This is a genomic window from Motilibacter aurantiacus (assembly GCF_011250645.1).
In the GTDB taxonomy this organism is placed as follows: Bacteria; Actinomycetota; Actinomycetes; order Motilibacterales; family Motilibacteraceae; genus Motilibacter_A; species Motilibacter_A aurantiacus.
On the sequence record NZ_JAANNO010000004.1, the window covers coordinates 328,784 to 351,985 of the forward strand.

A 23,202-nucleotide genomic window follows, 5' to 3' on the forward strand; every position below is an offset into this window, starting at 1 on the left:
GCGCCGCCTCGACCGTCGTCACACCGGACGCCAGGGCGGCGGCGAGCGCCAGGACGCCTGCGCCCGACCGCACGGCTCGGCCCGTCGACGAGCGCCGGCTCACGATCACTGTCCCCCGATGGTGTCCGAGTGCAGGGCTGGACGCTACCTGTCCTCGTCCAGCCCCTGCTCCAGCGCGTACCGCACGAGCTGGGCCCGGTTGTGCATCTGCAGCTTGCCCAGGGTGTTCTGCACGTGGTTCTGCACGGTCCGGTGCGAGAGCACCAGCCGCTCGGCGATCTGCTTGTAGCTGAGCCCCTTCGCGACGAGCCGGAGCACCTCGGTCTCGCGGGGCGTGAGCACCGGCGCGTCGGGGGCGGGCGCGGTCGAGAGGCGGCGGTACTCCCCGAGCACCAGGCCCGCGAGGCCGGGCGTGAACACCGGCTCGCCCTCGGCCGTGCGCCGGACGGCGTCGAGCAGCTCCTCGCGCGACGCGGACTTCGTCAGGTAGCCGGTGGCGCCCGCGGCCATGGCGTCGAGCACGTCCTGCTGCTCGCCGCTGGCCGACAGCACGAGGACCCGGACATCCGGGCGGGCTGCGAGGATCTGCCGGGCGGCCTCCACGCCGGGCAACTCGGGCAGCTGCAGGTCGAGCAGCACGACGTCGGGCCGGGCGGCGGCCACCCGGCGGACGGCTGCGGCACCGTCGCCGGCCGTCGCGACCACCTCGAGCCCGGCGTCCTGCAGGTCGCGCGCCACCGCCTCCCGCCACAGCGGATGGTCGTCGACCACCATCACCCGGGTCACGCCTGCTCCCTCCGCGGCAGCCGCAGCTCCACCTCGGTGCCCTGTCCCGCCCACGACGACACGACCGCCTCCCCGCCCAGGTCGGCCAGTCGGCCCTGGATCGAGGACGCGATGCCCATCCTCCCCGCGGCGCGGGCCTCGGGCAGCCGGCGCGCCGCGTCGAAGCCGGCGCCGTCGTCGCGCACCGTGACGAGCACCTCCTCGTCGAGGTCCTCGACCAGGACGTACGCCCGGGCTCCGTCCCCCGCATGCTTGCGCACGTTGTCCAGCGCGGCGCCCACCGCCGCGGCGAGCTCCCGGGCAGCCGGCGCGGGCAGCCGCACCGGGGTGGCCGGCTCGGACACCGTCACGTGCGGCCCGGTGTACGCCGTGAGAGCCTCGCGCAGGTCGGCCTCGCCGCTGCCGGCGGCGCTGTCGGCGGCCGCAACGGGACGGTGCGAGACCAGCGCCCGCAGTGCCGCCTCCTGCTCGGCGGCGAGCCGCCCGAGCTCCCCCGCCTCGCCGGGGAGCCCGCTGTCGCGCCGGGCGACCAGCGCCAGCACCTGCAGCACCCCGTCGTGCACGGCCCGGCCGAGCCGCTCGCGCTCGCGCCCGGCCGCCTCGACCGCGAGCGCCCGCGCGAGCGAGGCCTCCGCCGCCCGGGCGAGCGAGGCCGCGTAGCCCACGACGGCGCCGGCCAGCAGGAGCAGGACGATGTTGTGCGCGGTCTGCTGAGGCCACTCGCCGCCGCGCTCGACCACGCCGGCCACGGACACGGCAGCGGCCGCCGCGAGGCCGCCGCGCCACCCCCAGCGCAGCGCCCAGGCCAGCACCGCGGCGGCCGGCCAGACCACCGGCAGCGTCTGCTCGCCGGCCTCGATGCGCTGCACGGTGTCGACGAGCCGCGTCGAGAGAAGCGCGGCGACCGCGACCGCGAGGTCGAGCCCGAGCACGGGCCACGAGCGCAGCCGGGGCACCGACAGCAGCCCGCTGACGAGGACGGTCCACACCCCCATCGCCGCCAGGATCAGCCAGGCGGCGGTCGGGTGGGCGTACCCGCTGTCCTCGCGCCCGAGCACGACGACGGCGTACGCGAGCGCGCAGGCCCGGAAGACAGCGACCGTCCGCCACAGCGGGCGGTCGACCGCCCCGCGGGCCGGGGTCGCCACGGCGGGTGGGTCAGGCCGCGTCGTCGGACGGCTCGGGACGGCGCGGCGCGCTCACGGGCGCCCCCTGGCCGGACTTGACCGACGAGGCGTAGACGTCGACGTAGTCCTGGCCCCCCAGGCGCCGCAGCTCCTCCATGATCTCGTCGGTCACGGTGCGCAGGACCGCGCGGTCGGCCGACATGCCGTAGTAGCGCGAGAAGTCCATCGGCGGGCCCACCTTGATGCCGACCCGGCCGAGCCGTGGGATGGCCTTGCCCGGAGGCTGCACCTTCTCGGTGTCGATCATGGCGACCGGGACCACCGGGACCCGCGCCTCGAGCGCCATCCGCGCGACGCCGGTGCGCCCGCGGTAGAGCCGGCCGTCGGGGGACCGCGTCCCCTCCGGGTAGATCCCGAGCAGCTCGCCCTCGCCCAGCACCCGCAGCCCGGTGCGCAGCGCCGCCTCGCTGGCGCGGCCGCCGGACCGGTCGACGGGGACGGCGCCGAGGCTGCTGAAGAACCACGCGGTGAGGCGCCCCCGGACGCCGCGGCCGGTGAAGTAGTCGGACTTCGCGAGCCAGACGGCGCGGCGGCGCATCATGACCGGGAGGAAGAAGGAGTCCGAGAAGGACAGGTGGTTGCTCGCGAGGATGGCCGCGCCGGACCGGGGCACGTGCTCCAGCCCCTCGACGCGCGGGCGCCACAGCGTCCGGAGCGCGGGGCCGACGAGCACGTGCTTGAGGAGCCAGTAGAACACTGCCCGCCTCCTCTTCCTGGGTGTCGACGTCCGGGCCCCGCCCGCCTGCGGGGCGAGGGCCGAGACGAATTGCCTGGAAGGCTAAAGCACCCTGAGGCGTACCCCCTCGGCATGCGACGATGTCGCCATGCCCCTGATGCCCGGCGCCGAGCCTTTCGCGGCCGACGGCGGGCCGGTGGGGGCCCTGCTCTGCCACGGCTTCACCGGCACCCCGCAGTCGCTGCGGCCCTGGGCGCAGCACCTCGCCGCCGCCGGGCTGACCGTGCGGCTGCCGCGGCTTGCCGGGCACGGCACGCGCTGGCAGGACCTCGCCTCCACCCGCTGGCCCGACTGGTACGCCACGGTCGACCGCGCGCTCGACGAGCTGCGCGAGCGTTGCTCGACAGTGGTCGTGTGCGGGCTGTCCATGGGCGGCACGCTCGCGCTGCGGCTGGCGCAGCAGCGCGGCGCGGACGTCGACGGGCTCGTCCTCGTCAACCCGAGCGTGCTCAGCCTGCGCCGCGCGGTCCGGCTGCTGCCGCTGCTGCAGCTCGCGGTGCCGACGGTGCCCGGCATCGGCAGCGACATCGCCCGTCCCGGCGTCGTCGAGCTTGCGTACGACCGGACGCCGCTGCGCGCGCTGCACTCCCTCACGCGGCTGTGGGCGCTGACCCGGCAGGACCTTGACCGGGTCACGGCCCCGCTGCTGGTGATGCGGTCGGCGGTCGACCACGTCGTCGAGCCGGCAAGCACCGAAGCGGTCCTCGCGGGCGTAGCCTCGAAGGACGTCGAGCAGCGCGTCCTGGCGCGGAGCCACCACGTCGCGACGCTTGACTACGACGCCGATTCGATCTTCGCTGCCACAGTCGAGTTCGCCGACCGGGTGTCCGGCCGTCGCCACCTCTTCCCCTCGGAGGCCGCCAGTGCGTGACAACGGCCTTCCGGGCACGGACTTCGTGGCCGTCGCCGACCTCGAGCCGCAACTGGCCGACGCCATGCTCGAGCTGCTGCGCGACGCGGGGATGGCGGCGTACGCCGACGCGGCCGCCCCTCGCCGCGGCCCGTACAACGAGTACCACCTGCCCGACCGCCCGACCGACCGGCTCTTCGTGGAGCGCGCCGCGGTCGAGCAGGCCCGTCAGCTGCTGCGCGACCGGCTCCCCTCGCTGCGGGCGGAGTACAGCGCCCACCACGAGCCGGCGGGGGCCCCCGACCCGGCCGGGCGCGACGTCACCGAGGGCACGCCGGGCAAGTGGCCCGAGGTCGACGAGGACGTGTGGGCGGGGATCGTCGCGTCCTTCCGGGCGCCGTCGGCGGACCCGGTCGGCCGCTGGTCGGCGCAGGAGGACGTGGACCCCGCCGCGGAGGCGAAGGCGCCCGCGGGGACGGACACGGACGTCCGCCACGAGCCGCTGCCGGACCCGGGCCCCGCCCCGGCCCCGCGGCCCCAGCCGGTCGCGCGCGAGGACGAGGAGCACTTCGAGCCGCCGGCCCCGCCCCCGCTGCCCCGGGTGGGGCTGCTCGTCGGGTCGGCCTGGGCCGCCGTGCTGGGCGCCCCGATCTTCTTCATCGTCGCCCTGTTCGTCCACGTCGACGTGCAGGGCTGGCTCGGGCTGCTCGGCGTCGGCGCCTTCGTGGCGGGGTTCCTCGTCCTGGTCAGCCGGCTCGGTGACGGGCCCGAGGACGGCTGGGACGACGGAGCCGTCGTCTGAGGCCCTGAGGCCCGGCCCGAGGGGGGCGCCGCAGCCATGCATCTGGACACGTCGCTCTGCCCGGCGTGCAGCGCCGCGACCGCCGGTGGCACGTCCTGCCAGGTTTGCGGGCTGCCCACCACCGTGCCCCCGCGGCGCCGGCACTCGCCGCTCGGCGAGCTCGTCACCGTGCGACGGTTGGGCGGCGGCGCCGAGCCGGGGGTCGTGCTCGGGGCGGACGGCGGGACCCTGACCGTGCTCACGCGGGGCGGAGAGGCCGAGCACGCCGCGCGCGCGGTGCAGGCCGCGGACGGCCACACCCCGGCGGCCACCCGGACCGAGCCCGGCGCGCTGCTGCACGCCGCCGCAGCCCTCAGCGCGGTGGCCGGGCTCGACGGCGTCCCGGCCGAGCGGCTCCGGGAGGTGGCGCTCGGCCGTGCCGTCGCCGCCCCGGAGTCCGTCGTCGGCTTCGCGCACGACGCCGCCGCGGCCGGGGACTTCGAGGCGTTGGAGGCGCTGCGGCTGCCCGAGCCGTTCCGCGCCCTGCTCGAGATCGAGGCGTGGCTGGCCCGCGAGGACTGGAACGCCGCGGCGGCCGCCGTAGCCGACCTGCCCGCGGGCAGCTTCCCCCGGCTGCTGCCCGCAGTGGCGCGGCTAGTCGCCCGGCTGCCGGGCCGCACGCCGTACGCCCCCGGGCTGGCCCGCTGGCTGGCAGCGCACGAGCCGCACCCCGTCGCCGTCGTCGCCCGCGCGGCCCTCGACGCGGGCACCGCCCTCGGCACCGGCGTGACGGCGGCGCTGCGCGCGCTGCCCGGCGTCACGGTCGGCACGACCCACGCCCACGCGCAGCTGGCGGCCGGGGAGGTCCCCGTCCTCGCCGCCGCGCAGGCTCCCGCCCTCGTGCCCCTCGCGGCAGCGGCCGGCACGGCGTTCAACCCGGCGCTCGTCCGGCCGGGCCTGCTCGACGAGCGCACGTTCGACGACCTCGTCGACTCCGGGACACTCACCGTGCGGCAGCTGGCCGGGCTGCGCGAGCACCCCCACCTCGACCCGGCGTACGTGACGGCCAGGCTCGACCCCACGCTGCTGAGCGATGCGGAGGTCGCCGGGCTGCGCTTCGTCGACGAGGAGGTGCGCCGAGCGCTGAGCGCCGGCAGCCGCGCCGGGCTGGCGGGGCGGGCCACCCACCCGTACGTCCTCGCCGCGCAGCAGGTCCGCCGGTTCCTCGCCGGCGACGACGCCGCCGAGCAGCACGTCGTCGCCCTCCACGGCCCGGCCGAGGCCGCCGCGCTGGGCCTGGCCCGGAGGGTGGTGCAGGAGGCTCCCGGGGGGCTGCCGGGCGACCGGCAGCTGCGCGGGCGCTACGTGGCGGCCGCGGCACTGGCCACCCTGCAGCGGCACGGGCTCGAGGACGTGCCGGACGAGGGGCTGGGCGCCCTGCAGCGCGTTGTGGTCGCCGTCGCCGCGGTCCGGCGGGCGCAGGAGCTCGTCTTCGACGGCGAGTGGGACGCGGCTGCGGTCGCCGCGGAGACCGCGCTCCGGCTCGCGCGCGACCCCGTGCACCGCGACGAGGCACGCAACCTGCTGGCCTGCGCCGCGTTCCACGGCCGGCGGCTGGCGTCGCCGGGGCTGCTGGACGAGGCGCTCGCCGGCACCGCCTCCCCCGCCCTGCTCCTGAACGCCGCCCTGCTCGCCGGCGACACGCCGGCCGCCGTGCAGCACCTGGCCCGGGTCGTGGACACCGCGCCCGACCCGGCCGTACGCGCCGGCGCCGGGCAGCGGGCACTGCGCCTGCTGCAGGCGCAGCGGAACGGCCCGCTCGCCGCCGTGCCACCGGTGCTGCGCGGCCCGCTGCGCCGGCTGGCGGGGTCCGACCTGACCCTGGAGCAGTTGCGCGCCCTGCTCGAGCAGCTCTGCGTGGCCGACCGGGACTGGCTGGCAGCTCCCGGCGCGCTGGCCGGCTCCCCGCACTGCAGCACGGTGGAGGCGCGCTACTTCGCCGCCCGGGCCGCCGGGCTCCCCCAGGCCCTGCACGCGATGGCGGACGGCCTGCGTGCCCCCGAGCCGCCGGCGTGGCTGGAGGAGGAGCGCGACGTGGTGCTGCGCTCCCTGTGCGCGGCGATGTCGGGCGAGGAGTCGGCGCTGTGGGCCGGTGAGGCCGCGCTGACCGCGCTCGACGTGGGCATGCCGATGTCCCGGGACCAGCGCGTGCTGCTGACGGCGCTCGGGTGCAGGGAGCTGGCGCTCGCGACGCTCACCATGCCCGACAGCGGGATGGCCCGGCTCGACGACGCCCAGGTCGACCAGCTGGTGTGGGCGGCCCGCAACGCGCACCGGGTGTCGGGCACGCTGCGCGACCGGGCGCAGGGGCTCTGCCGCGACAGCGCCACGAAGGTGCAGTGGACGCTGATCCACGGGATCGCCGCGGAGCACCGCACTCTCTCGCCGCACGACCCCGCCTACTCCACGCGCGTCGCGGGCCTGCGGGCCGAGCTCGGCAAGCTGCACCGCTACGTCGACGGCGAGGCGCGCCGCGCCACCGACGCCTTGCTCGACCTGCTCGGCTGACGCGCCCCGATCTGACAGTCTGCTGCGGTGCCGCCGACCACCCGCCGCAAGACGACCGCCGCGCAGCTGGAGGCCCTCACCGACCGCGTCGACGGTGCCGTCGAGCGGCTGTCGGCGATCGAGGCCGCCCTGGTGGGCGGGGCCCCGGACGGGGTCAGCGCGGCCGCGGCCTACGACGCGCTGCGCAAGCAACTGCTCGCCGCGGCCGGCGAGCGCAAGCGGCTGCTCGTCTGCCTGGCCACGCTGAGCGCGGCGCTCGCGGAGGACGAGCCCCTGGAGACCCTTCGCGGGCGGCTCGAGGAGTGGGCGGCCCAGGCGGGCCTGCACGAGGTCCGTGACACCGACGACCTGAGCCGCTTCGACGTGGTGGGCGACGGGCCGGACGTGCGCGTCGTGCGGCCGGCGTGGGTCGACGGGACGACGGGCGCGCTGATTCAGCGCGGGGTGGCGGAGCGGACGGAGGCCGGGCAGGCGTGAGCGCGATCGGGATCGACTTCGGGACGACCAACTCGGTGGTCGCAGCCTGGACGCCGTCCGGGCCGGAGGCCATCGACATCGACTCCCCGCCCGCCGACTGGGCGGACCTCGGCTTCGGCCGGGTGCTGCCGACCGTGTTCGGGCTCGGCCCGCACGGCGAGACGCTGTTCGGCTGGGAAGCGAAGACGCTCGCGCAGGGTGAGCGCCTGCAGGCGGTGAAGCGCTTGTTCCAGCAGGAGGTGTCGGTCACCCTCAACGGCCAGGAGTTCCTGGTGGAGACCGTCGCGACCATGCTCTTCGGCCACATGAAGGCCAAGGTGCTCGAGTCCGGGATCTCGGCCGACAAGGCCGTCGTCACCGTCCCGGCCAACAGCCGCGGGCTCGCGCGCTACCGCACCAGGCTCTGCGCCCAGATGGCCAAGCTGCAGGTCCTGGCGCTCATCAACGAGCCGACCGCCGCCGCCATGGCCTACAGCCAGCGCATGCCGTTCGACCAGCGGGTGATGGTCGTCGACTGGGGTGGCGGCACCCTGGACGTGACGATCCTCGAGGCTCAGGCCGGTGTCTTCATCGAGCAGGCGTCGAAGGGCATCCAGCGGCTGGGCGGGCTCGACCTCGACGCCCGGGTCGCGCAGCACATCGCGGCCTCCACCCCCGGGGTCGATACCTGGAACTCGCTGGAGCGGCACCTGTTCCGCCTCGCCGTCGAGAAGGCGAAGGTGCGGTTGTCCGAACGGGACTTCACCAATGTGGACCTCCCGCGCGGCGGCTTCTTCCGGCTCGAGCGGGCCGCCTTCGACGCGAGCGTCCACAGCCTCGTCGAGCGGGTCCGGCAGCCGATCGAGCAGACCCTCGCGGACCTGCGGGCCGCCCCGGCCGACATCGACGCCGTCATCCTCGTCGGCGGCACGTGCAAGGTGCCGCTGGTGCGCGAGGTCATCGCCGAGCTCATGGGCAAGGAGCCGGCCGCCGGCGTCGACCCGATGACCGCGGTCGCCGAGGGCGCCGCCATCGCGACCGCGATCCTGTCCGGTCAGATGGAGGACAACGACTTCTTCGTGGCGACCGAGCACGCGCTCGGCACGTTCGCGCTGGACCAGACCGGCGAGATGCGCTTCTCGACGATCATCCCCCGCAACCACAAGCTCCCCGCCCGGGCGACCGAGTCCTACACCCCCGCGATGGACGAGGCGACGAGCATCAGCCTGCGCGTCGTCGAGGGTGACCCGGACGACGAGGACTACACCGTCCTGCAGACGATCGACGTGCCCCTCGACCCTGCGCGCGAGCGGGCGCAGGACAAGTCGTTCGACGTGACCTACGAGTACGACCTCGACGGCATCCTCAACGTCGACGTCGAGGACCGGCTGTCGGGGCGGACGCTGACGTCGTCCCGGGTCGGCTCGGGCATCGCACCGCTGACGCCACGCGAGCGCGTCCGCATCGCCGAGGACTCGGAGGCCGCTCTGGCCGAGGGCCGGGTGGCCCCGCGGCCGGCGGCCGCCGTGGCGGACCCGACGGTGGCCGAGCTGCTGCAGCGCGCCCGCACGGCCGTCATCCCGTACGTCGACGAGGACAAGGCCCGGCCCCTGCGCGAGCTCGCCGACGCGCTGGAGCGGGCGAGCGACGCCGAGCGGCCCGACCGGGTGCTCGACCTCGAGCTCGCCCTGCTGCCCTACTCGTACCTGTTCTGATGCCGGCCAGCCAGCCCGCGCGCAACCCCTACCTCGTCCTCGGGGTGCCGTTCGGGACCAGCGGCCAGGAGGCCACCAAGGCGTTCGCGCGGCAGAGCCGGCGGGCGCGGCGCGGGATCGGGCCGTACACCCTGGAGGACCTGACCTGGGCGCTGCACGAGATCGAGCACGGCGAGCACGACCCCGCGGCGGACGCCGGCCTCTACCGGGTGCCCGCCCTGCCCGAGGCGACCGCATGGCCGTCACCGGAGGCCCCCGACCCGCCGGTACGGCCGCTGCCCCGGCGCACCGAGCCGCGGACGCCGCAGGAGGTGGAGGCGCTGCGCGGGGCGGCGGCCCAGGAGCTGCTTAAGAGCGCGCTCGCCGCCGTCCCCGACCCGGTCGAGGACGACGGCGACACGGCACCGGCCTAGCTCAGCCGCGCTGGGAGCGCCAGGTCCGCTCGAACGGCAGGCGCCACGCGTGGGGCGCGATGAGCTGGTGGATGGCGTTCGGCCCCCAGGTGCCGGGGGCGTACGGCTTGACCGGGGGCGGGTCCTCCAACAGCGGCATCGACCGCTCCCACAGGCTCTCGATGCCCTCGGCGGTGGTGAACAGCGTGTGGTCCCCGCGCATCGCGTCGAGGATCAGCCGCTCGTACGCCTCCAGCACGTCGGAGGCGTGGCTGGTGTCGTGCGTGGAGAACTGCATCGACAGCTTGTCCAGCCGGAAGCCCGGCCCCGGCCGCTTGCCGTAGAACGACAACGAGACCTTGCTCTCGTCGGCCAGGTCGAACGTCAGGTGGTCCGGCCCCTGGGTCCCGACGCCGGAGCCGGTCGGGAACATCGACTTCGGCGCCTCCTTGAAGGCGATCGAGATGATCCGTTGGCCCTCGGCCATGCGCTTGCCGGTGCGCAGGTAGAACGGGACGCCCGCCCAGCGCCAGTTGTCGATGTCGGCGCGCAGCGCGATGAACGTCTCGGTGTCCGACTCCGGGTTCACCCCGTCCTCGTCGCGGTAGCCGATGTACTGCCCGCGCACGACGTTGCGCGGCTCGATCGGCAGCAGCGAGCGGAAGACCTTGTTCTTCTCCTCGCTGATGGAGCGCGGCTCCAGGGCGGTGGGCGGCTCCATGGCGACGAAGGCCATGACCTGGAACAGGTGGGTCACCACCATGTCCTTGAACGCGCCGGTGGCCTCGTAGAAGCTCGCGCGCCGGTCGAGCCCGAGCTTCTCGGGGATGTCGATCTGGACGTGGTCGATGAAGTTGCGGTTCCAGATCGGCTCGAAGAGGCCGTTGGCGAAACGGAAGGCGAGGATGTTCTGCGCCGCCTCCTTGCCGAGGAAGTGGTCGATCCGGAAGATCTGCCGTTCCTTGAACACGCCGTGCACCTGGTCGTTGAGCCGGATCGCGCTCTCCAGGTCGGTGCCGAACGGCTTCTCCATGATCACGCGTGACCGGTCGACCAGGTCGGCGTCGCGGAGCATGTTGACGACCGCCAGGGCCGCCCGCGGGGGGACGCTGAGGTAGTGCAGGCGCCGCACGCGGTCCGACCCGAGGTTCTCCTCGGCCTCCTTGACCGCCTGCGAGAGCGCGTCCGGCCCGGCGCTCTGCGGCACGTAGCGCAGCTTGGTGGCGAAGGCGTGCCAGTGCTCCTTGTCCAGCGGCCGGGTGCTGAACTCCGAGACCGCCTGGTAGGCGAACTCGCGGAACTGGTCGCTGTCCATGTCCTCGAGCGAGGTGGCGACGATCTCCACCTCGGGGGTGAGGGCGGACAGCGCGAGGTAGGTCAGCCCGGGCAGGAGCTTGCGGCGGGACAGGTCACCGGTGGCCCCGAACAGGACGATGACGTGCGGGTCGAGGCGTTCGGGCTCGCGGCCGTACCGTCGGGCGCTGGGGTCCGGGTAGGCGATGGTCTGCGCGGGAGCTTCCGACATGGCTCCATACTTCCACCGATAGCGGCCCGCCAGTCGTGGGCCTGCTCGGGCGGCCCGGCGGCCGGTCCGCTAGGGCAGCTGCAGCTCGGCCAGCAGCGGCCGGTGGTCGGTCGCCGCGACCAGCCGTCCCGGGTCGACGCCCTCCAGCACGGTCGGCACGCCGCACCGCTCGACCGTCACGCCGGCACTGGCGAACACCGCGTCGATGCGCCGGCGGGGGGAGGCCGACGAGAAGGTCAGCTCCTCCCCCCACCGCGCGGCGGCGTACGCGTCCCGCAGCCCGGCGTCGTGCAGCAGCCGCCACGCCGGCCCGCCCGGCGGCTCGTTCACGTCCCCGGCCAGCACGAGCGGGCGTGCGTCCCCGAGCGCGGCCAAGGCGTCGGTCACGTTGCGCTCCCGCTCCTCCTCGCGCAGCCCGAGGTGCATGCTGGCGACCCGGAAGCGCGAACCGGCTTTCCGGCAGTCGGCTACGGCCAAGCCCCGGGCGTGCAGCCCCGGGGCCTTGCGGAAGCGGAACTCGGAGACCCCGAGCACGTCGACGCCGAGGGCCACGAGCAGCGCGGGGCCGTGCGTGGTGCGTCCGCCGCAGGCGTAGACCAGCCCCGACTCGCGGGCGAGCCGGGCCAGCTGGGTGCGCCAGCGCAGGAACCGCGGCGCCTCCTGCACGCAGAGCACGTCCGGCCGGCAGGCCCGGATCACGGAGGCTAAGGCCTGCACGTCGTCCCGCATGCTGCGGACGTTGTACGACAACACCCGCAGCGGAGTGCCGCTGTCGGTCATGCGGCGGGGGTCAGAGGTGGCGGGCCAGGTCGGCCGCGCCGACGACGCCCGCATCGTTGCCCAGGGTCGCCTGCCGGATCTCCGCGAGCGGCCGGTAGGCGCGGCCGGTCAGCACCTCGGTGTAGGTCCGGCGCGCCGGCTCGAGGAGCAGGTCGCCGGCCTCGGAGACGCCGCCGCCGATCACGAAGCACCCCGGGTCGAGGATCGCCGCGAGGTCGGCGAGGCCCTGCCCGAGCCAGCGCCCCACCGACTCGAAGGAGGCGATGGCCACCCGGTCGCCGCGGCGGGCGGCGTCGGTGATGTCGAGGCCGTTGATGCCCTCGGGGCTGCCGTCGCCGTAGCTGAGCATGAGGGAGGCGCCCTCCCGGTCCTCGGCGGCCCGCCAACGGGCCTCGCGCACCAGGGCGTTGCCACTGCAGTACTGCTCCCAGCAGCCGCGGTTGCCGCAGCCGCACGGCCGGCCGTTCGGCTCGACCCGGAAGTGCCCGACCTCGGCCGCGACGCCGAAGCGCCCGCGGTACAGCTGCCCGCCGACGATGATGCCACCGCCGATACCCGTGCCGACGGTGACGCAGACGAGGTACTCCTCGCCCCGGCCGGCGCCGTAGACCGCCTCACCCCAGGCCGCCACGTTGGCGTCGTTCTCCACCACGACCGGCAGGCCGAGCGCCTGCTCGAGCTCGGCGCGCAGCGGCCGGTGCCGCCAGCCGGCGAGGTTGGTCAGGAAGAGCACGGTGGAGCGGCGCTCGTCGATGAAGCCGGGGGCGCCCACGCCGACGGCCTCGACCTGCGGGTGCTGCTCGCGCAGGCCGCGGACGGCCTCGAGGATGGCGCCCACCGTGGCGTCCGCGCCGGTGTTCGGCGTCTCGCTGCGGGTCCGGGCGACGATCGTCCCGTCCTCGTCCACCACAGCGGCGGCAACCTTCGTGCCCCCGAGGTCGACCCCGATCGTCAGTCCCACGTCTCTCCCTCATCGTCCTTGGCGGTGCGCAGATCCTTGCGGTCCCCCTCCGGGGCGCGTCGCCCGGGGGTCTCCCCCGGCTGCTCGTCCGCGGCGAGCGCCTGCCGGAGCGCGGCGAGCATCGAGGCTCCAGCGCTGGCGACCGAGTCGACCGCCTGCTGGACCCCGGGATGCACCCGCTCCGCCGCCGCGGAGGCCGCGGCCGCGGCCCGCGCCGCCTGCTCAGCCGCGGCCCGGCCCGCCTGCTCGGCGGCGGCGCGCGCGGCCTGCTCGGCGGCGTACTGCGTGGCGTACTGGGCCGCGGCGGAGGCGGCGGCGGCCGCGGCAGCCGAGGCGACGGAGGCGATGGGAGACCCCTTGTCGGGCGTGCCGGCCGGCGCCGTCGTGCGCAGCGCCGCGATGGCGCGGCACAACGGGCACATGGCGCACTCGGGCGTACCGGTCGCGATCCTGCCCTCGAGCTCGTCGGCCGCCGTGCGCGCCCATCCGATCAGGGCGTCGAGGAGGCGGGCCGCGTCAGGCCCGAGCGGGCTGTCCGGGCCGGGGGACGCTGACATCAGGACTCCACCCGCTTCTTCAGCCCGCGCAGGGCGCGCTCGATGACGACCTTCTCGGCCTTCCGCTTGAGCATCCCGATCATCGGCATCTTGAGGTCCACCGCCAGGCGGTAGACGACCTGGGTGGTCCCGTCGCCGTTGTCGACCAGGACGTAGGACCCGTCGAGCCGGCGCAGCAGCTGCGCCTCCTCGGCGAGCGTCCACCGGACCTCGCTGTCGCCGTCCCACTCGTAGTCGAGCAGGAGGGTGTCGCGGATCGGGTTCGAGTCGAGCACGACGCGGGCCTCGAGCGGCCGCTGGTCGGCGTCGTCGCCGACCGCGAGCACCTCGACCCGGGAGAACTCCTCGTTCCACTCCGGGTAGGCCTCGAGGTCCGCGATCACGTCCATCACGACGTGGGCAGGGGCGTCGATCCCGATGCTGGACTCGGTCTGGTCCGACACGCGCGCAACCCTCCCAGCGACGGCTCCGCGCGAGACTACTCGGTCAGCCGACGACGGCACCCAACAACGTCAGCGCGAGGACGAGCAGGCAGGCGAGGGCGAGGCCGCCGCCGACGACGGCGCCGAGCTTGAGGCGGGGCTCGACGAGCCGGGAGCCGAGCAGCGCGACCGGGTCGGCGGCGTCGAGCGCGCGCAGGGTGGCCAGCGCGTCGTCGGGCACGGGCGCAGCCGAGGGCCTGGGGGCTGCGGCGCTGCGGGCAGGGACGGACGGCGCCTCGGGCGGGACGGTGGCGCGCACGTCGACGAAGCACTGGGAGCACCAGTCCGCGCCCGGGGCGAGCACTGCCCTGCACGCGGCGCAGCGGGCGTACGCGGTCGTCACGCCGCTGCTATCGGCCGGCTCCGCGGCGTACCTGAGCGGGCGCGCGGCCGCAGAAGGCACGACGCAGCTGGGCCGGTTCCCGTCGGGCGACGTGATCGCACAGTATCTTCGGACGGAAAGCGGCAACAGGAGGCGAAGTGGCAATGGCGCCCGCATCTGAGTTCCACGCGCCACGGCTGCCCGCCGTGCCCGCCGACGACGACCTGACCGGCCTCGTGTGGGACAAGGCGGCCACCGCCCCGGACGCCCCCATGCTCAGCCGGAAGCTCGACGGCCGCTGGGTCGACGTGACGGCGGCGCAGTTCCGCGACGAGGTCATCGGGGTCGCCAAGGGGCTGATCGCCGCCGGGCTCGCGCCGGGCGACCGGGTCGGGATCATGTCGCACACCCGCTACGAGTGGACGGTCGTCGACTTCGCGATCTGGGCCGCGGGCTGTGTCTCCGTCCCGGTCTACGAGACCTCCTCCGCCGAGCAGGTCGAGTGGATCCTCGCGGACTCCCGCGCCGTCGGCATCGTCGTGGAGACCGCGGACCACGCCGCGCTCGTCAAGGAGGCCGAGGAGCTGCCCGCGCTGCAGCACGTGTGGCGGATCGAGGACGGCGCGCTCGACGCGCTCACGCGCGACGGCGCCCACCTGCCGGGCTCCGTGGTCGAGGAGCGCCGCGCCGGACTGGGCACCGCGTCGCTCGCGACCCTGATCTACACGTCCGGGACGACCGGCCGCCCGAAGGGCTGCAAGCTGTCCCACGGCAACTTCCTCGCCGAAGTACGCGGCGCGCTCGCCGGGGTTCCCGAGGTCTTCGGCAAGCCGGACGCCGCGAGCCTGCTCTTCCTGCCGCTGGCCCACGTCCTCGCCCGCGCGTTCCAGCTGATCTGCATCGGCGGGGACATCAAGCTGGCCCACTCCGCCGACGTGAAGAACCTGCTGCCGGACCTGGCGTCGTACAAGCCGACGTTCCTCCTCGCGGTGCCCCGAGTGTTCGAGAAGGTCTACAACGGCGCCGAGCAGAAGGCCGATGCCTCCGGCAAGGGCAAGGTCTTCCGTGCGGCGTCGGCCACGGCGGTGGCCTACAGCAAGGCGCTCGACAGCGGGAAGCCGCCGCTGCAGCTGCGGCTCAAGCACGCGGTCTTCGACACGCTGGTCTACGGCAAGCTGCGTGCCGCCCTGGGCGGCCGGGTGACGTACGCGATCTGCGGCGGCGCGCCGCTGGGCGAGCGGCTCGGCCACTTCTTCCGCGGTCTGGGCCTCGTCGTGCTCGAGGGCTACGGCCTGACCGAGTCCACCGCCGCGGTCTGCGTCAACACCCCCTCCAAGCTGAGGATGGGGACGGTCGGCCCGCCGCTGCCGGGCAACGCGGTCCGGATCGAGCCCGACGGCGAGATCCTCGTCCGTGGCGGCGTCGTCTTCGGCGGCTACGCCGGCAACGCCGACGGCGACGCGATGACCGACGACGGCTGGTTCCGCACCGGCGACCTCGGTGAGCTGGACGCGGAGGGCTTCCTCCGGGTGACCGGCCGCAAGAAGGAGATGATCGTCACCGCAGGTGGCAAGAACGTCTCCCCCGCGACGCTCGAGGACCGGCTGCGGGCTGCGGCGCTCGTCAGCCAGTGCATGGTGGTCGGGGACAAGCGGGCCTACATCGCCGCTCTGGTCACGCTCGACGCCGAGGCGCTCGTCCCTTGGCTCGCGGCGCGCGGGAAGCCGTCGATGACCGTCGCCGAGGCGGCGCACGACCCCGACGTGCGCGCGGAGGTGCAGAACGCCGTGGACGCGGCGAACACCGCGGTCTCGCGGGCCGAGTCGATCCGGCGGTTCGCGATCCTGGACTGCGACTTCACGGTCGAGGGCGGGCAGCTGACACCTTCACTGAAGGTGAAGCGCACTGTGGTGACGGGCGAGTTCGCCAAGGAGATCGAGGAGCTGTACGCGCCGGAGGCTGCGCGCGGTTGATCCGGTGTGCCTTCGCGGGTGAGCGGCCTGCTCGGACAGGGATCCGAGGACACCGCCCAGGCGGAGAAGCGACGCCGGGGTCCCTCACCTGACGCTCTCCCTCGCGCCGTCCCGCTTGCGGGACAGCCTCAGGTCATGTGGACAGCCGCTAGGCCGAGCATCCACACACCCGGCAGCATGAACCGGGGGGGTCCTGGTCGACCGGCGGCGGCTCCTGCCCGTCACCGACGCGCCTCGGGCGACGCGAACGCAGAGGCACGCCTACCGGCCTGCGCGGTGTACGAGGGCGCCCGTGACCAGGCAGGGCGGGCACTGCTGCTCCCGCCTCGCACGACGCAGTGGCGGCAACCCGAGCCCGACGAGCCAGCGGGCGTCCGCTCCTCCGCTTGCTGCCCCGTGGCCCCCGCCCTCGCCCATGGTCCGCACGAGCTCCTGAACCGAGTGCTCGCCCCAGAGGCGGCCGCCCCCGGGCCGGGCGCGCGCACGGGCCCCGAAGGCGACCGGGCCGGCCCGTCAGCTCGTTGAGGCCACCCTGACCGCTGGGCACGGCGGCAGCATCGACAACTCGGCACTACGCCGGTCCCGTTCGCAAAGCTCGACGAGCCTTTCCAGGATGCACGCTTCTCGGCTGTCTAACGACGTATTGCCCCCTTTTGGACGAGAGGTTGAGGGACATCTGCCACGACGGGAACGAGGGGATCGCCCACAACACGCCGACCCCTTCCGCTGTCGCGAGCAGTAGCAGGGCGAAAGCGCCGGCCCCTACGTCAGGCAGACCACAGGAGGGACGACACATGCACTTTAGTTGTACGACTGGAGATTCGCGGCTAGCGCACCGCAGCACCTTTGGTCAAGGGGCCACCCGAGAGCCCAGTCTGTCAGCGACCTGCGAGAAATTGGGCCCTGGACAGCACTCTGCGCGACGCAATATGGTCCGGACGTCATCACATCAAGGCCGCCTTCCGCGTGGAAGGCGTCGACCTGGGGGGGCTCTTGCAGATCCGTATTTGGCGTGCCCGAAGTCGTGAAGTTGTCCTTGCTTTGGCCGCGACCTGTATGTCGGTCACGGCCGTGTCCGCGGCGCCGGCGGCGTCCGCTGACCCGCCACTGAGCGCCTCGCAGAATGCGCCGCAGTACTGGAACAATGCGCTCCTGGAAACCTTCAAGCAGACGCCGGTGACCGGTCAGGCGACGCCGCTGCCACCTCTCACCGGCATCGAGCCGACGGTGGCCACGCGCGCTGCGGCCATGATGCACATCGCCATCTTCGAGATCCTGAACTCGGCCCGGTGGGCGAGCACGGGCGGACGCGGGCTGCAGTACGGCGGGTACCTCGGCGGGGACGCGGCGTACGTCGGCCCCAGCGGCCAGACCGCGCCGTTCGCGACTACGGCCAGCGTCGACACCGATCTCGCGACGTCGATGGCGGCCCGCGACCTCCTGCTCGCGGCGCTTCCGAGCAACAGGGCGAGCTATGTGCAGGCCTGGTACGCCCAGCGCGTCGGGACCGCAACCCAGCCGGAGGCGTCCAGCCTGGCCTCCCGGGTGGTGACGGCCATGCTCGCACGGCGCGCCAACGACGGGTCCAGCAACACCACCCCGTACACCTTCGACGGCGTCCCCGGCGCTTGGCAGTTCACCAACGAGGCGCCGAACCCTGCGGGCCAGCGGCCCAAGGGCTGCCAGGTCCAGAGCGACATCGCCACCCCGAACTGGGGAAACGTGACCCCGTTCTCGGTCAAGCCGGCGCGCCCGGCGTACCCGGCCAACGCGACGAGCTACTCCCAGCTGCTCGGTAGCGCCGAGTACGCCGCGGACCTCGACGAGGTCCGACGCCTCGGCGCGTACGACAGCACCGAGCGCACGATCGACCAGACCCAGGCCGCGTTCTTCTGGGCGAACGACCTGGCCGGTACCACCACACCGCCTGGCCAGCTGCTCGACATCACCGCCGACGTCGCGCCGACGCATCCGGTGTACAGCGGCGACGAGCTCGGCCAGTCCCATCTGCTGGCCAGTGTCTCGATCGCTCTGGCCGACGCCGCGATCGCGGTCTGGGACACCAAGTTCCTCGGCCCGCTCGACATCTGGCGGCCCGTCACTGCGATCAACCACCCCGCGGCGATCGGCTGGAAGCCGCTGTCCCGCGACACGACCGGGATCCACTTCAGCCCCTGCTTCCCGGCCTGGACCTCGGGCCACTCCGGCTTCGCCGGGGCCTGGCAGGCGATGATGGACCGCTCGTTCAACGGCGCTGCCAGCTTCACCTTCACGGCCACGACCAGCGACCCGAACGTCCCCCCGGGCACGACGCGCGCCTTCACCAGCTTCACCCAGGCCGCCGAGGAGAACGCCCGCAGCCGGGTGTGGCTCGGCGTCCACTTCAACTTCGACGCCCGGGACGGCCTGGCCGTCGGCCGAGCAGTGGGATCGACCTCGTGGCGAGCGAAGGCGATCAACTGCACCGCAGGCTGCCTCGCCGGGGTCTGACCACATCCGTTGCACCGGGTGCCTCGCCCACTCCAGGCGAGGCACCCGGCGCATCGAGGAAGACGACGAAGCAGGGCGCGATGACACGGGGGCCGCATTCCACGCGGAGGCGTACGACGCCTGGATCGAGCGCCGATGGAAAGCCGGACGGGTACGTCGCGAACTGGACTGCCGAAGTTGGAGGAGTCAGCCGACCTTCCACTCGGTTGACGCCTCCGGGAGATGGCGCGCACGAGGTCGGTTTCAGGCGGCGCTATGACCCACTTACCCCGCGGCGCAATCCAGCGAGCCGTTCCGTGGGTCTGCGGCGGGGGTGCTCGTGGCTCGGCTCCCGCCGATTGGGCCGGTCCTTCGGTGACGCGCGTGCGGGCGTCGGCACCCGGCGGCTTCCGGGTGCATCAGGCTGCTGCAGCGCAGCCACGTCTCAGCGCGCAGCTGCGCTCGCATCGGGTACCGGCGCCTCGCGAGCCGCGGGAGGTTGAACGTCAAACCCGAGCGGGCGCTGCACGTGCAGAAGGTGCGGTCGAGCAGGGGCCAGGGAGAACGCGAAGGCTCCCGGGCGTGCCCGGGAGCCTTCCCGCATCGTGGCGGCCTCAGGGCCGCCGGGCGTCAGCGCACCGTGAGCCTGACGCGCATGGTGCCGTCCTCCTGCATGGTGACGCCGGCGGCCTGCAGGCCGCGCCAGAGGCCGGTGTCCACATCTGCCGCCTCGAAGGCGCGAGCGAGGTCGACGAAGAGCGTGTACCCGCTGCGCGACGCGTCCGGCACCGCCTGCTGGTAGACCGGCGAGTACGCCAGCAGCGACCGGTTCGCCTGCAACGTGCCGACCGCGACCGTCACCACGTCCCCGTCACGACGGACCGAGACGTCCTCGCCCGCCTCGGCCTCGGTCACGAGCCGCTGCCAGAGCGCCCGTGTCCGGTCCGGTGTGGACGAACGAACGCGCAGCTCCCCCGATACCTGCTCGCTGCTGCCTCGACCCACAGCGATCGCGAGGTCGCGGCCGGCGAGCGCCCGGAAGTCGGCGGCCGAGCCGATGCCGACCGCGCGCAGCTCCCGCTTTTGCGCGGGCGGCAGGGTTGCCCACGCGTCGGCCAGGGACGCGCCGTAGCCGGTGATGCCGAACGCACCGTAGATACCGCTCGGGAGCGCCCGGATCAGGTCGCTGCCCGCCGTGCCGATCCCGCTGACCGGGACCCCCAGCATCCGCGTCTTGACCTCGATGTAGCTCGCGTTCAGGTGAATTGCGCCGACCATCCGGCCGTAGCGCCTCGGCAGCTCGCCCCCCGCTGCGGCGCGTCGCACGAGGCTGGTGGCGGTCTCGCCCGAGAGCCGCGTGCCGCCCCTGACCGCAGGCGTCAGGGCCGCACGAGCCGCTTCACCCGCGCTGCCCTCGAGCCCGGCCCGCGCGACAAGCGAGGTCATGGCGGTGCCGGCGGTCTCGGTCTCCAGGACGGCGTCGAGATCGACCCACATCTCCGCCACCCGGTCCCCGGAGTTCAAGGCATCCAGGTCCGCCGTGACCTGTCGGTCCTTGCCCAACGCGCCGGGCAGGGCAAGCACCCGGTCCAAGCTCGGCTGGTCCTCCGACAGCAGGACGAACCCGCCCTTGATCGTGTACGCCGTCCCCTCGGCCGCCTTCACCTTGTCCAGCGCGACCCGGGCTGCGGGATTGTTCGTCGTCGCGATGGCGACCACGACGTCGACGCCGTCCTCGTCCTGCACCGTCGGCGGGGCGGCATAGACCGCGTACGCGGCCCGGTCGCCGGCCCATGCGGAGATGTCGGCCTCGCTCAGCCCGAGCCCGCTCTCCTCGGCGACGGCGGAGATCGTCGTCTCCTTCACCCCGTCGAGGCCGCCCGGGGCCGCGCTGCGCAGCATGTCCGCCTTGCGGGCGAGCCGCATGGCTGCGATCTTCTGCGCCGCTGTCGGGTCGAGGTCGACCTTCGCGTACGCGATGGCACCCGCCGGCAGGACCGCCTCCGGCTGCGGCCCGCCGGCCGCCAGCGCCGAGTACGCGTAGACGCCGCCGGCGCCCACGACGAGCGTCAGCGCCGTCCCGGCCCCGACGACCCGACGCCCCAGCCGCGGTCGTCCGCGGTCGGTCGCGTCAGGGGTGTCCGTCTGTCCAGCAGCTCTGCTCACAGCGTTCCTCCAGCTCGGTCCTGATCGGGCCGGGCGCGCCGCTGTGCAAGCGCTGTCGCCCCCGTTGCCCTCGCCCCCGTGCGGGCCTGCACGATGACTACCGGTCTCCGATCAGTTCCATGCACGCCGAACAAGGTCCCGCGTCGGAATGTGGTGCGGACACTCCGGGCATCAGGCGGAATTCCCCCGCACGGTAGCTTCGAGCATCCAATGATCGGCACCTGCTCCTCACGCAGTACCGCGCCAAGGCATGGCCGAGCTGCAGGGGCCTGAGGGACGGCGTCCGCCCCCGAGGTCCACCTGCCGGGGCTCCTGCGTCAGCCGCTGCGCTGAGGGCCTGCTCGCGGGTGGGCCTGCGGTCGCCCGCCACGCGGCCTCCTGCCGTGCCACCACGGTTGCGCGTCCGGGCGGCCACCATGGCCGTGATGACGGTCGCCCCCCCGGGGCGAAAGGAATGCGCATGCAGGGCGCTCACGGAAGGCCGGTCGTGAGCCAGCGGCAGAACATGCCGAGAACCTGGGCCGAGTACTTCTTCAGCGGCACGTGCGAGGCGGTCAGCTCGCCGTCGGCAACTCCGCAGGTGGCCTACTCGGCAGCACGAGACCTCGGAGCGACCGGTGCGCGCGTGACGGGACGTGAACCGCCGCGACGCCGCCGTCCCCGGCTCGAGAAGCCCTCGGCGGCACAAGCCCGGCTTGACGGGCGCTGGCGGGGACCGCTTCCATTCCCCAACGCGCAACGGGGCGCGTACGGCAGGGAGGCAGCCATGAGCATCCGACGCAGGCTCGCGACGACACTGGCAGCAGGCCTCGGCGCCACGTCGCTCGCTGTGGCCCCGGCCGCCGACGCGTCGCACAAGCGGCCCGGGTGCGACGGGGTGGACCGGCAGGGCCGCGCCACGGTGCAGCTGACCTCGGGTGGAACCGAGCGGACGTCCGTCGTCTACGTGCCGGCCGCGTACACCGGCAAGAAGCGGCTCGGCCTGGTGCTCAACCTGCACGGCAGCAACAGCAACCCGGTCGAGCAGCTGGCGCGCAGCCGCACGGAGCAGGCCGCCGAGCGACACGGCTTCATCGCCGTCGCGCCGCAGGGCGGGATCCCGTCCGGGGCCAACTGGAGCTGGAACATCCCCTACGTCACCGCGGCGCCCCCCGGCGCCCCCGACGACCAGCAGTTCCTCACCGACCTCATCACCACGCTGACGACCACGCTGTGCATCGATCCCAAGCAGGTCTTCGCCTCCGGCTACTCCGGCGGCGGCCGGATGATCTCCCAGTACGCCTGCGACGGCCCGGGGCTGCTGGCCGGCATCGCGCCAGTGGCGGGCCTGCGAGCGGGAGCGCCGGCACGCACCGGCGCCGGCTTCGCCCCCGACCCGGCCACGTGCCGCCCGGACCGCCCCGTCCCGGTCATCACCTTCGCCGGCACCGCCGACCCGGTGAACCCGTTCGGCGGTGGCGGCGCGGCGTACTGGGGCTACGGAACGCTCGCGGCGACGCAGCGCTGGGCAGAGCTCAACTCCTGCCGTCGCGGCCCGACCACCACGCAGGTCACCGGCAGTGTCTCGCGGGTGGCCTTCTCCTCCTGCCGCACGAACGCCCAGGCTCACCTGTACGTCGTCGCGGGCAGCGGTCACACCTGGCCCGGCGGGGACCCAGCGGCGTTCCCGGCGGGGCTCGGGCCGGTGACGCAGGAGATCGACGCGAACGACCTCATGTGGTCGTTCTTCCGCAACCCGCAGTCGCCGACCCGGCAGCCCTGACCCGCCCGGCTCCCGGCGCGGGTCGGGTCGTCAGGCCTGCCGGTTCTGCGCCGCGGCGTTGACGCTGCGCTCGCCCTCGGTGTCCCCCTCGGCGATCTCCGCGGCGGGGTCCGTGGCCGCGGCCCGCTCGTCGCCCTGGACGCGCATGTCACCGGCGTCGCCGGCACCGCCCTGGGCACGGGCTGCCGGAGTGGCCAGGCCCATGCCCTCGCCGGGGTCGGCGTCACTGGTCGTCGCGGCCTCGGCGCTGGTCTCGACAGTGCGGTCGGTCATGGGTCCTCCTCGGACGGGGTGCTGACGCCGGCCCCCCTTCCCGCTCGCCCGCGGCCGACGCCTGCGGAGGGCTCGCGCCTGCCGTCGCGCCCGGGACCGAGCAACAATTCAATGTATTGCGGCAACGATTCAAAGACACAACTGCTTTTCGACGTCGCCCGGGGTGTGCTCGTAAATCGGTCGCGTATTGCTCAACCGGCCTGCCCTGGCACCGATGAGACCTGCAACCCACAGCGGTGCTGCACCCGTCCCAGCGGTCCGCTGCACGCCGGAGACCTCCCAGGAGCCACCCGTGTTCGAGCGCCGGCGCCCCGCTGCCGCCATCACCTCCGCCACTGCCTCCGACGACGTCGCGGCCCTCGGCGCCGTCATCGACGCGCTGGACGCGGTCTCGGCGCCCGGCGAGGCCGAGCGGGCCGTCCTCGACGCGGTGCGCTCCGCGTTCGGCTGGGAGTACGGCT

At 74.2% G+C, this 23,202-nt stretch carries 20 protein-coding genes; 9 read left to right on the forward strand and 11 right to left on the reverse strand.

Features of this window, described 5'->3' with window-relative positions; translation table 11 throughout:
* Positions 1 to 144: 144 nt before the first annotated feature.
* From G9H72_RS10165 to G9H72_RS10175, 3 genes are read right to left on the reverse strand one after another with little or no spacing between them, the layout of a single operon-like run.
* Complete coding sequence (locus G9H72_RS10165; RefSeq protein ID WP_166170615.1) at positions 145 to 774, reverse strand: response regulator; 630 nt, start codon at positions 772 to 774, stop codon at positions 145 to 147.
* An 8-nt stretch (positions 775 to 782) separates the two neighbouring features.
* Complete coding sequence (macS, locus tag G9H72_RS10170; protein WP_166170480.1) at positions 783 to 1,934, reverse strand: MacS family sensor histidine kinase; 1,152 nt, start codon at positions 1,932 to 1,934, stop codon at positions 783 to 785.
* Between the two features lie 10 nt (positions 1,935 to 1,944).
* Entirely contained in the window at positions 1,945 to 2,670 is a 726-nt protein-coding gene (locus G9H72_RS10175) for a lysophospholipid acyltransferase family protein (RefSeq protein WP_166170482.1), read from the reverse strand.
* Between the two features lie 127 nt (positions 2,671 to 2,797).
* Here G9H72_RS10175 and G9H72_RS10180 point away from each other — a divergent pair, with 127 nt between their 5' ends.
* The 6 genes from G9H72_RS10180 to G9H72_RS10205 are packed head-to-tail and all read left to right on the forward strand — an operon-like array spanning position 2,798 to position 9,492.
* Positions 2,798 to 3,580 (forward strand): alpha/beta hydrolase, encoded by a 783-nt coding sequence (locus G9H72_RS10180; protein WP_166170484.1) that lies wholly within the window; start codon positions 2,798 to 2,800, stop codon positions 3,578 to 3,580.
* Positions 3,573 to 4,361 (forward strand): hypothetical protein, encoded by a 789-nt coding sequence (locus G9H72_RS10185; protein WP_166170486.1) that lies wholly within the window; start codon positions 3,573 to 3,575, stop codon positions 4,359 to 4,361. The genes G9H72_RS10180 and G9H72_RS10185 overlap by 8 nt, the downstream gene beginning before the upstream one ends.
* 36 nt (positions 4,362 to 4,397) lie before the next feature.
* Entirely contained in the window at positions 4,398 to 6,908 is a 2,511-nt protein-coding gene (locus G9H72_RS10190; protein WP_166170488.1) for a hypothetical protein, read from the forward strand.
* 27 nt (positions 6,909 to 6,935) lie between these two features.
* A complete protein-coding gene (locus G9H72_RS10195; RefSeq protein WP_166170490.1) occupies positions 6,936 to 7,385 on the forward strand; it encodes a hypothetical protein in 450 nt (149 codons plus the stop codon).
* Positions 7,382 to 9,079: an Hsp70 family protein gene (locus G9H72_RS10200; RefSeq protein WP_166170492.1), complete on the forward strand. Its 1,698-nt coding sequence runs from the start codon at positions 7,382 to 7,384 to the stop codon at positions 9,077 to 9,079. The genes G9H72_RS10195 and G9H72_RS10200 overlap by 4 nt, the downstream gene beginning before the upstream one ends.
* Positions 9,079 to 9,492: a hypothetical protein gene (locus tag G9H72_RS10205; RefSeq protein WP_166170494.1), complete on the forward strand. Its 414-nt coding sequence runs from the start codon at positions 9,079 to 9,081 to the stop codon at positions 9,490 to 9,492. The genes G9H72_RS10200 and G9H72_RS10205 overlap by 1 nt, the downstream gene beginning before the upstream one ends.
* A gap of 1 nt (position 9,493) precedes the next feature.
* Here G9H72_RS10205 and zwf read toward each other — a convergent pair whose 3' ends face one another.
* The 6 genes from zwf to G9H72_RS10235 form a co-directional block, all read right to left on the reverse strand.
* Positions 9,494 to 10,996, reverse strand: coding sequence for a glucose-6-phosphate dehydrogenase (zwf, locus tag G9H72_RS10210; protein ID WP_166170496.1), 1,503 nt, complete (start codon positions 10,994 to 10,996; stop codon positions 9,494 to 9,496).
* Between the two features lie 69 nt (positions 10,997 to 11,065).
* A complete protein-coding gene (locus G9H72_RS10215) occupies positions 11,066 to 11,776 on the reverse strand; it encodes an endonuclease/exonuclease/phosphatase family protein (RefSeq protein ID WP_166170498.1) in 711 nt (236 codons plus the stop codon).
* A 10-nt stretch (positions 11,777 to 11,786) separates the two neighbouring features.
* Positions 11,787 to 12,737 (reverse strand): ROK family glucokinase, encoded by a 951-nt coding sequence (locus tag G9H72_RS10220; protein WP_166170500.1) that lies wholly within the window; start codon positions 12,735 to 12,737, stop codon positions 11,787 to 11,789.
* A complete protein-coding gene (locus G9H72_RS10225) occupies positions 12,728 to 13,294 on the reverse strand; it encodes a hypothetical protein (RefSeq protein ID WP_166170502.1) in 567 nt (188 codons plus the stop codon). The genes G9H72_RS10220 and G9H72_RS10225 overlap by 10 nt, the downstream gene beginning before the upstream one ends.
* On the reverse strand, positions 13,294 to 13,737 hold the full coding sequence (locus tag G9H72_RS10230) for an SRPBCC family protein (RefSeq protein WP_166170504.1): 444 nt from the start codon (positions 13,735 to 13,737) through the stop codon (positions 13,294 to 13,296). The genes G9H72_RS10225 and G9H72_RS10230 overlap by 1 nt, the downstream gene beginning before the upstream one ends.
* 43 nt (positions 13,738 to 13,780) lie before the next feature.
* A complete protein-coding gene (locus tag G9H72_RS10235; RefSeq protein ID WP_166170506.1) occupies positions 13,781 to 14,119 on the reverse strand; it encodes a hypothetical protein in 339 nt (112 codons plus the stop codon).
* Between the two features lie 143 nt (positions 14,120 to 14,262).
* Here G9H72_RS10235 and G9H72_RS10240 point away from each other — a divergent pair, with 143 nt between their 5' ends.
* Both G9H72_RS10240 and G9H72_RS10245 read left to right on the forward strand, forming a co-directional pair.
* Positions 14,263 to 16,071, forward strand: a complete 1,809-nt coding sequence (locus G9H72_RS10240) for an AMP-dependent synthetase/ligase (protein ID WP_166170508.1) — start codon at positions 14,263 to 14,265, stop codon at positions 16,069 to 16,071.
* Between the two features lie 1,176 nt (positions 16,072 to 17,247).
* Positions 17,248 to 18,561: a vanadium-dependent haloperoxidase gene (locus tag G9H72_RS10245; RefSeq protein WP_166170510.1), complete on the forward strand. Its 1,314-nt coding sequence runs from the start codon at positions 17,248 to 17,250 to the stop codon at positions 18,559 to 18,561.
* 609 nt (positions 18,562 to 19,170) lie between these two features.
* Here the strand turns inward: G9H72_RS10245 and G9H72_RS10250 are convergent.
* A complete protein-coding gene (locus G9H72_RS10250) occupies positions 19,171 to 20,706 on the reverse strand; it encodes a hypothetical protein (protein WP_166170512.1) in 1,536 nt (511 codons plus the stop codon).
* A gap of 766 nt (positions 20,707 to 21,472) precedes the next feature.
* Here G9H72_RS10250 and G9H72_RS10255 point away from each other — a divergent pair.
* Complete coding sequence (locus tag G9H72_RS10255; RefSeq protein ID WP_166170514.1) at positions 21,473 to 22,468, forward strand: alpha/beta hydrolase family esterase; 996 nt, start codon at positions 21,473 to 21,475, stop codon at positions 22,466 to 22,468.
* Positions 22,469 to 22,498: 30 nt separating this feature from the next.
* On the opposite strand, the gene G9H72_RS10260 is transcribed toward G9H72_RS10255, so the two are convergent.
* A complete protein-coding gene (locus G9H72_RS10260; protein WP_166170516.1) occupies positions 22,499 to 22,741 on the reverse strand; it encodes a hypothetical protein in 243 nt (80 codons plus the stop codon).
* Between the last annotated feature and the right edge of the window lie 461 nt (positions 22,742 to 23,202).